11 protein-coding genes are annotated in these 12387 nt (G+C 60.1%); 1 reads left to right on the top strand and 10 read right to left on the bottom strand.

The window, feature by feature from the left end:
• Position 1: 1 nt before the first annotated feature.
• Entirely contained in the window at positions 2-904 is a 903-nt protein-coding gene (locus QEN43_RS13630; RefSeq protein ID WP_051331845.1) for a bestrophin family protein, read from the bottom strand.
• 45 nt (positions 905-949) lie between these two features.
• On the opposite strand from QEN43_RS13630, the gene QEN43_RS13625 reads away from it, so the two are divergent.
• Positions 950-1135 carry a YbdD/YjiX family protein gene (locus QEN43_RS13625; RefSeq protein ID WP_026611013.1) on the top strand — a complete coding sequence of 62 codons (186 nt, stop codon included), beginning with the start codon at positions 950-952 and terminating at the stop codon, positions 1133-1135.
• A gap of 62 nt (positions 1136-1197) precedes the next feature.
• Here the strand turns inward: QEN43_RS13625 and QEN43_RS13620 are convergent, their stop codons facing one another.
• The 9 genes from QEN43_RS13620 to QEN43_RS13580 all read right to left on the bottom strand — a co-directional run bounded on the left by QEN43_RS13620 (position 1198) and on the right by QEN43_RS13580 (position 12332).
• The gene (locus tag QEN43_RS13620; RefSeq protein ID WP_026611014.1) at positions 1198-1458 is read right to left on the bottom strand and encodes a hypothetical protein; all 261 of its coding nucleotides are present in this window, start codon (positions 1456-1458) and stop codon (positions 1198-1200) included.
• Between the two features lie 447 nt (positions 1459-1905).
• Positions 1906-3723 (bottom strand): sodium-extruding oxaloacetate decarboxylase subunit alpha, encoded by a 1818-nt coding sequence (oadA, locus tag QEN43_RS13615; RefSeq protein ID WP_026611015.1) that lies wholly within the window; start codon positions 3721-3723, stop codon positions 1906-1908.
• Positions 3724-3730: 7 nt separating this feature from the next.
• Positions 3731-5149, bottom strand: coding sequence for an acetyl-CoA carboxylase biotin carboxylase subunit (locus QEN43_RS13610; protein WP_026611016.1), 1419 nt, complete (start codon positions 5147-5149; stop codon positions 3731-3733).
• A gap of 273 nt (positions 5150-5422) precedes the next feature.
• A complete protein-coding gene (locus QEN43_RS13605) occupies positions 5423-5668 on the bottom strand; it encodes a hypothetical protein (protein ID WP_026611017.1) in 246 nt (81 codons plus the stop codon).
• Positions 5668-7425, bottom strand: coding sequence for an Hsp70 family protein (locus QEN43_RS13600; RefSeq protein ID WP_026611018.1), 1758 nt, complete (start codon positions 7423-7425; stop codon positions 5668-5670). Before QEN43_RS13600 ends, QEN43_RS13605 begins: the two co-directional genes overlap by 1 nt.
• Positions 7422-8075 (bottom strand): nucleotide exchange factor GrpE, encoded by a 654-nt coding sequence (locus QEN43_RS13595; RefSeq protein WP_036269098.1) that lies wholly within the window; start codon positions 8073-8075, stop codon positions 7422-7424. Before QEN43_RS13595 ends, QEN43_RS13600 begins: the two co-directional genes overlap by 4 nt.
• On the bottom strand, positions 8072-8398 hold the full coding sequence (locus tag QEN43_RS13590; RefSeq protein ID WP_051331846.1) for a J domain-containing protein: 327 nt from the start codon (positions 8396-8398) through the stop codon (positions 8072-8074). The genes QEN43_RS13595 and QEN43_RS13590 overlap by 4 nt, the downstream gene beginning before the upstream one ends.
• An 8-nt stretch (positions 8399-8406) precedes the next feature.
• A complete protein-coding gene (locus tag QEN43_RS13585) occupies positions 8407-10830 on the bottom strand; it encodes a tetratricopeptide repeat protein (RefSeq protein ID WP_317963311.1) in 2424 nt (807 codons plus the stop codon).
• A gap of 311 nt (positions 10831-11141) precedes the next feature.
• On the bottom strand, positions 11142-12332 hold the full coding sequence (locus tag QEN43_RS13580) for a methyl-accepting chemotaxis protein (RefSeq protein WP_317963310.1): 1191 nt from the start codon (positions 12330-12332) through the stop codon (positions 11142-11144).
• Positions 12333-12387 lie beyond the last annotated feature (55 nt).

Raw genomic sequence — 12387 nt, 5'->3', positions numbered from 1 at the left:
ATCAAAGCGCCGAAGCTGTAGGTTCGGAAGCGGCGTGTTTCGGGGAATCCGAACTAACCATCTCCCATTTTCTCAGCAAGATCGCGCTTACGTTGGCGCCGATCGTCTTCGCCAATTCTTCCGTGGGAAGGTCGTTGGCATCGTCGCCGAACGGATCTTCGATTTCTTCGGCGATTAGCTCCAAGCTGGCCAGAACGAAGAACACGAAGGTCGTGAACAGGATCGTCCAGTAGCCAAATTCGTGCACGAAGCAGAACGGCATGGTGACGATGTAGACGAAAATAAATTTCTTGATGAAGAGGCTATAGGAATACGGGATCGGCGTTTTCTTGATGCGTTCGCAGGCGCCGCAGATGTCCGTCATGGCCGTCAGTTCGGCATTGAGGTTCAAATACTGCACACCGGACAGATCTCCGCCCCGGTGCAGCCGGTCGATTTCTCTGATCAAACTATTGGCGATAAGATTCGGACCATGGGTGCCGCCCGGTCGGCTTTCCGGCTTTCCGGGCCCACGGAGGTGGTCGTGGAGTATCACGGCATAGCCCGCGATATGCTTGGCGATGACAGGTCTAGACGGATGGCCGAGGCGAAGATACGCGTTGCACTTCAGTGCCAAATTGCGCGATATGTTGACCAAAGCCCCCCACTGTCGCCGGCCTTCCCACCAGCGCTCGTACGCGGTATTAGTTCGAAACACCAGGAGCAGCGAAATCACGAAGCCGAGTAGAGAGTGCACCAGGTTCGTGCCTCTAAGCCCTTCGGGCAGCAGGTCGCGGTCGACGTAGGCGACAGCGCCGGTGAACATAGCCACCGTCGTCATGGCCGGCAACAATCGTCTAAACGTGTCGCTTTTGTGGAACTTGAAAATCAGGCCCCACCACGATTTGGGATCGTAATTGATCACGTTAAGCTCCTAAGGCGCTTTTTGGTCTCCGGAGTAGATTGCAAAATGTTGAAAACAGTCAAGACGCTATGGCATTGGTTGCGGGAAGTGACGGGCGACGACGCTTATGAAAAATATCTCGCGCATTGGCGCACTCATCATGCCCACGAGGGCGGGGAGCCGCTGAGCCGCAAGGATTTTTTCGATGCCGAACTACGCCGGCGGTGGAGCGGCGTCAAGCGCTGTTGTTGATGGGACGGCGCATCCCGCCTATCCGTAGGCGGGAGCGCTGGATTCGTATCGGCGGCGGTCGGTTATAGTCGACTCTTGATCCGTTCGTAGGCGCTTTTGATCTCTTCCCCCAGTAATTTGACGCTGGTCCAAACGTCTTCCGAGGCGTCCTTGGCTTCGTCAGCGATTGCGGCGAGCTTGTTCTTGAACTCTTCCAGTTTTTCTTCGGTCTTTTTCCACTCCTCCTCGGCTTCAAGCTTCGCGAGATTAAGCTGAACGCGCAGCTCGTCCCGCTGCTGTATCAAGCCTTCCCTAAATTTTTCCAGTTCTTCACGAATGTTCATGGTGACTTCCTCAGTGTTGATTCGCCAAGGTCTCGCGCGAGCGAGGGTTTATTCCAAATCGCTTTCAAAAAAGCATTCATTTTGTAGGGTGGGTTAAGCCGTGAGGCCGTAACCCACCGAACGACCTCGGACCTGTCCTGAGCCCTTCGACTAGGCTCAGGACAGGCCTGTCGAAGGGTCGATGGGTCACGCGGAGCCTGTCCCGAGCGGAGCCGAAGGACTAACCCACCATTGATGGGGGTTTCGCTCCGCTCTACCCATCCTACGATTAATGTTCACTCGAATGCCGAACAGAATTATTCAGAGCTTCCTTAACGTCCGGCTGTCGAGATTCGTCACGTCTCTGGAGCTCATCCAGACGACCGACTAGCGTTTCCAAGCCCATGGTAGCAAGCTTGAACGGAACTCTTCCAGTGTGCGCGTCATGCCTCCGGAAATCGGTCGCGGCTATGCGAAAACCGAGTCCTCGCGGATTTCCATCAACACTTCGTTCGGATTCACCCGGTCGCCTTTCTCGACGTGAATCGCGACGACCGTGCCGGAGATGGGGGCTTGGATTTCCGCTTCCATCTTCATCGCCTCGGTGACCAGGACCCCTTGGCCAGCGCTCACCTTGTCCCCCAGCCGCACCAGGATGTCGACGATGTTCCCCGGCATCGCGGTCACCACGTCGCCCGGCTTACCCGGCACGGGACGCCCGCTCGGCGCGACGGCGCGCCGGTAACCACTCAACACCTCGAGGTCGACTTCCTGAGGCACACCGTCGAGCGTGATGTAGAACCGACGGTGGCGCTGGTCGTTGAAATTGGCGCCGGTGATGTGGACGTCATAGACCTCGCCGTGAACGAACACCTTGAATTCAGTCGGCACCTCGCCGCGCTCAACCGGTTGGGACGGTGCTTCCGGCGGAGCCAAAGGCTCCGGTTGCAACCGGCCTTCCCGACGTTCTTTGAGGAATGTTCGTCCGACTTCCGGAAACATGGCGTAGATCATCAGATCGGTTTCGCTCTCCACGAGGTCGCCGATTTCCGCACGCAACTTGTCCAGCTCCGGGGATAGCAGGTCAGCGGGACGACATTCGATCGGCAGCTCCGGACCGAGGGCGCGGCGCTGTAAGTCCGGGTCGACCGGTGCCGGCGGCCGGCCGTAGCCCCCTTGGAGATAGCGTTTGACTTCATTGGTGATGGACTTGTAACGCTCGCCGGTGATCACATTGAGCACCGCCTGCGTGCCGACGATTTGCGAAGTCGGGGTCACCAGCGGCGGGTAGCCCAGATCGCGGCGTACCCTGGGGATCTCGTCGAAAACATCGAGGATACGGTCCAGCGCACCCTGCTCTTCCAGCTGCTTGGCCAGGTTCGACATCATCCCGCCCGGCACCTGGTTGACCTGAACCCGGGTGTCGACACCGGTGAATTCGCTTTCGAACCGACGATATTTTTTGCGCACTTCGGCGAAATAGGCGGCGATCTCCTGCAGCAACTCCAGATCCAATCCGGTATCGTACGGGGTGCCTCGCAAGGCGACCACCATGCTCTCGGTCGCCGGGTGGCTGGTGCCACCAGCGAAGGACGATATCGCCGTGTCGATGTGGGTACAGCCGTGCTCGACCGCTTTCAACTCGCACATTTCGGCCAGCCCCGAGGTGGCGTGGGAATGGATATGCAGCGGCACGGTGAGACTGGACCAGAGCGACGAAATCAGTTCCGTCGTCGCGGCGGGCGTCAGGAGTCCCGCCATGTCCTTGATAGCGATGCTGTCGGCGCCCATGTCGACTAGGGCCAAAGCCTGTTCCACGTAAAGATCGACCGTGTGTACCGGGCTCACGGTGTAGCAAATGGCGGCCTGGGCGTGCTTCCCCGCTTCCTTCACCGCTTTTATGGCGGTCTCCATATTGCGGATGTCGTTGAGGGCGTCGAAGATTCGGAATACGTCTATCCCTTCCTTGGCAGCAAGCCGGACGAACTCGCGCACCACATCGTCGGAATAATGCCGGTAACCCAAGAGATTCTGGCCGCGTAGCAGCATCTGCAAACGGGTGTGCGGCAAGGCGCGGCGAAGCTTGCGCAGGCGCTCCCAAGGGTCCTCCTTCAAAAACCTAAGGCAGGCGTCGAAGGTGGCGCCACCCCAGACTTCCAACGACCAATAGCCGACTCTGTCCAAGTGGTCGCAGATGGGCAGCATGTCCTCGGTGCGCAGGCGAGTTGCAATCAGGGACTGATGTGCATCGCGCAATACGGTGTCGGTGATGTAAACCTTGCTCATGGTGGTTTCAAAGTCCTACGTGGGCGGCGATGGCGGCGGCAACCGCCAAAGCCGCATCGTCGTGACTGCGTTTCAGTGAATAGTTGAGAAGCTCCGGATGATCCTGCAGAAATCCGGTGTCAAAGCGTCCGGCGATGAAATCAGGATGGTCGAGGATCTCCCGGTAGAACGGTATGGTGGTCCGAACGCCGCTGATGGCCATGTCGCCGAGCACCCGACGGCCACGGGCGAGCAACTCGGCCCAGGTCCGGCCGCGCACGATGACCTTGGCGCACAGCGAGTCGTAATAAGGCGGGATTTCGTAACCGGTATAAATGGCGGTATCGATGCGGACGCCGGGACCGCCGGGCGCGTAATAGCGCGTAATACGGCCGTAGCTCGGCAGAAAGCCGTTCTTCGGATCCTCGGCGTTGACACGGAATTGCATGGCGTAGCCGGAGATTTTCACGTCCTCTTGCGTGAAAGGCAGAGGCTCACCGTTGGCGATGCGAATCTGCTTCTGCACGATGTCGAAGCCGCTGATTTCCTCGGTGATCGTGTGCTCCACCTGAATCCGCGTGTTCATCTCCATGAAATAAAATTCGCCCTGATCGCTCAGCAGGAACTCCACCGTCCCGGCATTCCGGTAGTTCGCCGCGCGGGCGGCGCGAACCGCAAGTTGCCCGACCTGCTCGCGCTGTTCCGGCGTGAGCTGAGGCGAAGGGGCGATCTCGATGAGCTTCTGATTGCGGCGCTGAATCGAACAGTCGCGCTCGTACAGATGGACGATGTTACCGTGATGATCGCCCAACACCTGGACTTCGATGTGCCGGGGGCGCTCGATGCACTTTTCCAGAAACACTTCGGCGCTGCCGAACGCCTTGGTCGTTTCAGAAATGACCCGTTCGTAATTCCGGCGTAGGTCCTCGGGGCTATCGCAGCGACGGATGCCGCGCCCGCCGCCGCCCGAGGTCGCCTTGAGCATGACCGGGTAGCCGATGCGTTCAGCCTCTTTCAGCGCCACATCCAGGCTCTCCACATTGCCTTCGCTGCCCGGAGTTACCGGCACATCAGCGCGCTGCATCATCTTCCGGGCAACGGTTTTGTCGCCCATGCGCCGAATGGTGTCAGCGTCCGGGCCGATGAAAACGATGCCGCGGGCGGCACAGGCGGCGGCCAGTTCCGGGTTTTCCGAAAGAAAGCCGTAACCTGGATGCACGGCATCGCAGCCGGTTTCCACGGCCAGGTTGACGATTCGATGGGGATTCAGGTAGCCGTCCAGTTCCTCCGAACCTATGCAATAGGCTTCGTCCGCCTTCTTGACGTGAAGCGCGAAGCGATCGGCCTCGGAATAAATGGCGACCGAGCGAATCTCCATCTCGGCGCAGGCGCGGATGATCCGCACCGCGATCTCGCCGCGGTTGGCGATAAGTACCTTTCTGATCATAGCGATTCAGACAATGGTCATTGCGGATTAAAGCGATCTCGGCAGGCCCGCGAGATTCGAAAGCAAGCTGCCACGTCGAGCGGTCCAACGGTCCCTTGCGACGCCCGCCCATAAAGCACGCCGGGAAACTTACCGGCATCGATCCTGTAGACCAGAGCTTGCTCTTTTAGTTTGCGCCGTAACGGCGCGGAAGTCATTGACGCATTATTGCAATCGTGAAACGGACAAAGGTAGGTCGAAGGACACAGGGCGAACGGCCAGCGAAAATACCACTCAGTGCTCTCGGGACACCAAGAAACCTCGAAGCAGCAGGGCTAAAGGCGAGCGTTTGAGTCGCAGCGATTCCTCCAGCGCTTCGCGCGCCGCGGCGGTATCGCCTTCGCCGAGACTAGCGATGGCGTGGTGCAGTTTCACCGACGCCTTTGCTTCCGCCGCTAGCGGAAGGCTCAGATCGGTCCGGCAACGGGCGCACACCGGTTCCTCCCGCAACCGGGCCTGGCAGGTAGGACAGCGATCCATTAGGTCTCGAGGTAATAGAGAATGTCGGCGAGCCGCTCCATGGCTGCTTCGACCGCCTGGAGATCGCCCTTGGCGAGACCGTCCCTGATCTCTTCGATGAGGTCGATCATGTCTTCGCGGTCTTCCTCGGACGCTTTCTCGAGCATCCGTTCCGCCTTTTCCACCAGCGCCCGGGCGGTGACCTCGGTGTGCTGCTGTTCCTTGACCTCGCTCTGCCCCAAGGTGGCGACGGTGCCTATCGCCTTTTCAAAGAGGGCGTCGATGCGGGCCTTGGCCACCCCCATCTCCTCTTCCTGGAAACGGGCGATGGCGTTGTTGATGGTGATGGACTTGGAAAGACCGGTTTCCTTCTCTCGCGCCGAGACGTGCAGAATTCCGTTCAAATCCAGGTCCAGAGTGACCGTAATAGTGTTGCCCGCGGGCACATTGCGCAGGCCTTTGATCCTGAATTCGCCGATTTCGATGTTGTTCAGGGCGTCTGGATCCTCACCCTGATAAATCCGGACGTCCACTTCCTGCTGGCCGTCAAAGCTAGTGTAAAACGCCTCGGTCTTGCTGACCGGCAGCGGCGTGTTCTTGCGGATAATGGGGACATAGACATAAGGGTAGAGTTCGCCATTGAGTTCGCCTAGAGCGGAAGTCCCGTACGTATAGGGCGTGATGTCGACCAAGACCGCGGATACCGATTCTCCTGCAATCATCCCAGCCTGGACGGCCGCACCCATTGCGACGCACAGATCGGGATCGATGTTCCGGTGCGGTTCCTTGCGGAATTCGGCGAACAGCCGCTCGCTGATAACTGGCGTGCGAGTGCTACCGCCCACCAGCAGGATTTCGTCGATGTCGGAAGCGGTCAGATTGGCGCCGCGCAGCGCGATGTGCACCGCTTCCAGGGTCTCGTCGATATAGCCCGCGATCATTTGCTCGTATTCGTAGCGGGACAGTTCCAGCGACAAATGGATGGGCGTTCCTTCCTTCTCGAACAGATATTCTTCGTCGATGCGCACGAAGGGCTGGTCGGACAGGATTCGCTTGGCACTCTCGGCGGCCCGGTTGATCCGCGCCATGATCTGCCGCGACTCGGTGATGTCGAAGTCGTGCTCGCGCTTGATGTGCTCGACCAGATGATCGACGATCCGGGCGTCGAAATCGTCCCCGCCCAGCCGGTTGTTGCCGTGGCTGGCCAAGACTTCCACCACATCGTCCTCGATGCTCACCACCGACACATCGAAAGTGCCTCCGCCCAGGTCGTACACCAAAATCCGCTTACGCGTTCCGGTCTTGGCCTCGTAAGCCAGCGCGGCCGCCGTGGGCTCGTTGATGATGCGCACCACCTCGAGACCAGCAATCTCCCCGGCTTCCCGGGTAGCCTGGCGCTGGGCGTCGGAAAAATAGGCAGGGACTGTGATCACCGCCTTGTGCACGCTGTGTCCGAGGTAGTCCTCGGCGATCGCCTTGAGACGCTTGAGGATGATGGCGGAGATTTCCTGCGGGCTGAACTGCTGGCCCGCCAGGTCCACCCTGAGATCCTCGCCCATGTGGCGCTTGATGGATTTAACCGTGCGCTCCGGATAGAGGATGTACTGGTTGCGCGCCGGTTCACCCACCAGGACGTCGCCGTGCTCGCCGATGCCGACGAAGGACGGCAGGATCTTGCGTCCTTCCCGGTCGGGGATGACGGTGACCCTGCCATCCTTCAGTATCGCCACTTCCGAGTTGGTCGTGCCGAGATCGATGCCGATGATGATGTCGCTCATAGTTTGTTAGCCCTGACTTCCGCTAAACGTAAGACCTCGTCGCCCCAAAGAAATCCCTTGCGCAGTTCCGCCGTGACGATGCCGTTTTCCAGATCGGGCTGCCGGTCTAGCTCCAGCACGGTCATGGTATGGGGGTCGACGGGCAGCCCCACGACCTCCAGCGGCCTAACCTCATGGCGCGCCAGGATTTCTTCGAGCCGCCTGAGGCTCATGCCCTGCCCTTCGCGTATGCTCTCGATGAAGCGTCGGTCCTCCGGGCGCGATTTGATCCGGAACCAGCCCTTGACTGGACGGTAGTTCTGGAGTGCCTTGAGGCCCGCGGAAAGCCGGTCGTGCACATCCAGAAGATCCAGCAGCGCGGGACGCAGGGCGCTGCGGCGCAGGGTGGAGAACTCGCCTTGAAACCGCTCCCAGGTCCGATTCAGATTGCTCTGGTTTTCCCTCAGCCATTCGTGCGCCTCGCCGATCTTATCGAGCGCGGTGCGGAACTGGCGCGATTCGGTCCGAACCTCGGTGCGCAATGCCGCCAGTTCGCCGAACAAGGTGAAAAGATCGGTTTGCGTCGCCGCGTCGTCCTCGAAACCGGTGGGCGTATCGAGATACTGCCGAAACTCTTCCAGCAGACGGATCTTGCTCGCTTCGTCCATCATGAATCGGCATGCGTCTCGGACAGGTGCTCGGCCAGTCCTTCGGTCAACGCCCGGATCAGGGAATCGGCATCCGGCCGCTCCGGTCTGCCCGGCCGCAAAACCCGCCGCAGCAGCACGGAAACATCGGGCTTTTCGCGATGGAACAATCGGTATTCCCGACGCTTTTTGTCGGTTTCGATGAGCTCATAAGCCTTGCGGATGCGCTGGAACGCCTCGGCGTTTCGCTCCGGCGGGAATTCCCGAACCTTGCGCAGATAGGCTTTCTTGATTGCCTCGTCGCCGGCGTCCTGCTCGACATCCAGCACTTCGTAAGGGGTTTCCATGGACTCTCCTAGGATTTTTTCGTGTTCTTGGATTTTTTGCCGCGGCCCGGCAGGGGCAGTGCATCCAGAATCCGGCTCGCGTCCACCCCCAGGCCGCCCAGCAATTTGTCGAGAATCAGCCCCATCACATCCTTCTCCGAGAGTTTCTCGAGCTGCTCGGGGGGATAGTCGCCAAGCAATTCTTTCGCTCTTTCCTCGGGGGACAAGCGGTCGAGTTCCTCCATGCGCTCCACGAAGCGCTCCGCCACCTCGTCGTCGAGGCCAAGCGCCCCTTCCGGAAGCGCCTCATGGAAATCAGCCTGCAGGGCTTCCTGGTGCTTGCGCAGGAACTGTTCGATCAAAGCCGCGGTGCGCCGGTCGCCTTCCTGGTGCGCCTGGTCCAGATTCATCTGCAGCCGAAGCTGATCCAGGGGCAACAGCGCGGCCGCATTGCCCCGGTATTTCGCATAAATCTCGAAATACACGAACACCGGCGGGTAGCGGTATCGCCTCGCCCCCTGCTTGGCGCATTCGGCCAGAAGCTCGTATTGACCGGCAGCGGCGAAGCCTTGGCAGAGGCCGAAGAAATCCTCCTCGGATAGCTCCGCCTGTTTGAAGCCCCGCTTCAGCATCGGCGTCAGTTTATGGAGAACTTGCGAAAGGTTCTGCCGCCCCTCCGCTCGATACTGGCCGAGCAGCTTGACCAAAGCCATGAGTTCCGCGCTGTCCGCCGAATGCTGCTTGTCCAGTCCTGGGACGAGCCTATCTGGACCTTTCAAAGGCATATCCGCCGCAAGCACTTCGATCGCCCACTGGAACCAGCCCGCCGCGCCGCCGCCCGCGGCGGTCCATGCCTCCTGCCAGAGACTCCGGCAGCGTTCGTTGTCGACCTGCCAGTAGGCCAACAGTCCCTCGAGCCAGAGCAGCGCCGCGCTGCGCCGCTGGGGATCGAGCTTGCGGGCCGCGGCCAATTCCGCTTCCGCGAGGTCCATGCGCCTGGCTTTCAACTGCTTGCGGGCGTGGCCCAGGTGGGCTTCCAGCAGAAAGCGACGGGCATCGCTGTTGATGGGGTCGATTTCCAGGAGGGTCTTGGCATAGTTCGCGACTTTCTTGAACGCCTTGCGGCGTTGCGCCGCCCGCATCGCGGGGAGCAGAATCTCCGGGTCCTTCGGATAGCGCTTCACGGCGCGGTCCAGCCAAGACAGGGCGGCCTTGGCGTCTTCAAACAGCTCCAATAACCTGATCAGTCTCAAGTAAGTCGCCTTGTCGTCCGGGTCCAGTTCCAGGCTCTGCTCCAGGAATTCGATGGCCAACTCGGGAACTTCCTTCTCGGCCAGATCGGCCACATGGCGGAAGATCAAGGCCTGGGTGAGCGGTTTGTCGCGGCCCCCCGGAGCACTCTTCAAGAGCTCGATGTATTCGTGCCAATACCGGCTCGCCTTTGGATGATCGTGTATCGCCTCGGCGTGGAGCGCCTTGATTCGGCATTGTTCCAACGGAGTGAGCGCGCCGAACGCCCGCTCGTAAAGCGGGATGACCTCCGGAGAATCCACCAGGGCCGCGAGACAGAAGCGGCGGCTTTCGGCCTCGCCCAGTTCGGCGCGGTGACGCAGGATCGCTTCCAAAACCGGCCGAGCGCTCTTGGCTTGGGCGGCGTTCTGGATTTCCCGCAACAGCGCGAGTTCCTTCTTGCCGTAGCCTTTCAATTTGTCGACGATAGCGCGCAGCTTCGGCGGAAGCTTGAGATAAGCCGCCACGTCCGGCATAGGGCTTGCCATCTGTTCACGCAAGGCCGCGGCCAACTTCCGGCAGGCCGAATCGGGATCGACGCGTACCAGGATTTCCGACGCCTCGGCGGGATCGCGCTCCAGCGCGAGGAGGCCCTTGAGCAGAGTGCGCAGATTGCGGTATGGCGAGCGGGACGATACCTGCCGCAGGCAGTCCTCCGCTTCGGCGTCCCGGCGCTGCGCATAGGCCGCAAGCGCTTTCCGGAGTAGCGGCTGGTGTCGGACGATGGCATGCTCCTTGGGCAGGGCGTTGAGCAGCTTGTCGTTTTCCAGGGCCAGCAAGGCCGCGGCCTCGATCAGACGCCGTCCGGACGCAGAGGCGGCGAAGTCATCGGGCACCGCTGCCAGCGCCTGGCCGAGCTTGCCCATCTGCCCCGCCTTGAGCAGCCAGCTCAGATATTCTTCCGAAAGCGACGTGCCGGGACGATGGCCGGCATGGTTCTCCCATAGCATGGCCGCTTCCTGGAACATGCCCTTTCCGGCCAGTTCGCGGGCACGTCCCAGATAGGCCTCGGCCAGCAGTTCTTCCGACTCCGGCCGGCGCTCCTGTTTCAAAAGATCCTTCAGCAACACGATCGCGTCCTTGAAAGACCCGCTTTGGAGAGCGCACTGGGCCGCGGTTTTCAGTGCCGGCACGGATTTCAGCGGTGAAGATTTCGGTTTCATCGGCAGTGCTGGACGTGGGGGTACGAGCGACCATTATCGCAAAAAAGCGCCGTCATTGATTCAAGGAGATATACGGATTAGCGCATTGAAGCGCAGGTCTCGACCCCGGTTTTGCGATTTTGACGCCGGTTCGGATCGCCATCGCGCGTGGCTCAGAGTCGAGTCGGGGTCAGATTTTCTTGGAAGGCAAAGGCGTTAGGCCGAGCCCAACCTCATCGGGGAAAATGAGGGTGGGCGTTTGTCGATCGAATGAGAAGGATCGAGCGGGTTCCGGGCAACTAGCCCGAGCTCAATCGCAGGGCGATGGATAGCTACCGAATCTTGAAACGGCCGACCTGCTCCTGAAGGTGCGAGGCCAGCCGGGCCAGCTCCTCGCTCGCGGCCGCGGTTTGCTCGGAGCCCTGGGCCGTTTCATGGGAAATCCCGCTGATGTTGACCACGTTACGGTTGATCTCTTCGGCGGTAACGCTTTGTTCCTCGGCTGCCGCGGCGATTTGGGTGTTCATGTCCTTGATGGTGTCGATGAAACGATTGATGATTTCCAGCGATTGGCCCGCGTTGATCGCTTGATCGACACTGGTCTTGGCTGCGCCCTTGCCTTGCTGCATCGCGGAAACAGCCTGGTTTGCCCCGTTCTGCAGGCGTTCGATCATGCCCTGAATTTCCTGGGTCGATTGCTGCGTTCGGCTTGCCAGGGTTCGCACCTCGTCCGCGACCACCGCGAATCCCCGCCCTTGTTCGCCGGCGCGGGCTGCTTCGATGGCGGCGTTGAGCGCGAGCAGATTGGTTTGCTCGGCAATGCCCCGGATGACGTCCAAAACGGCGCCAATGGCCACGCTGTCTTCCTTCAGCCTGTTGATGGCTTCGGAGGTTTTTTCCACCTCCGCCGCAAGGCCGTTGATGCTTTCGATGGTTTGTCTAACGACCGCGGTGCCGTTCTTGGCCTGTTCGTCAGCGTCCTGGGCGGCCTCTGCGGCGCGGGAAGCATTTCGGGCGACCTCATGAACAGTCGCCGACATTTCTGTCATGGCCGACGCGACTTGCTCAGTCTGCTGATTCTGATTGAAGACGCGCTGCCGGCTTTGTTCGGTGATGGTCGACAATTCTTCCGCCGCCGCGGCCACCTGCTCGGCATCCTTGACGATATCTCGCACCATGCTCGTCAGATTCTTGACCACTGTATTGCACTTCCAGGCCATCCAAGCGAACTCGTCCTTGCCGTCCAACGAGATATTTCTTGTGAAGTCGCCGGCTGCCATCGCGCTTAGCGCATCCACCAGCTTTTCCGCGCGTTTCGCGGAATGCCGGCCCAGGTAGGTCGCCAGCACCAACATCACGAGCGATGCCACAGCCGCGGTCACGATCACGCCGCTCATGTGATCATTCTCGCCCGCCGACTTGATGCTCATGAACGTCACCGAAGCGACACCGAGGATGCCCACCCCCATGGCCAGATACATCTGGCGGGACAAACTCAGTTTCTCCACTAAAGATTTCAGCATGACTCAATCTCGGATTCAGTTATCGTTATGCGAACTGAATCACAAGTTTAGTCAG

This window comes from Methylocaldum szegediense, from assembly GCF_949769195.1.
GTDB lineage: Bacteria > Pseudomonadota > Gammaproteobacteria > Methylococcales > Methylococcaceae > Methylocaldum > Methylocaldum szegediense.
This window is presented reverse-complemented; position numbering and strand designations above follow the sequence as displayed.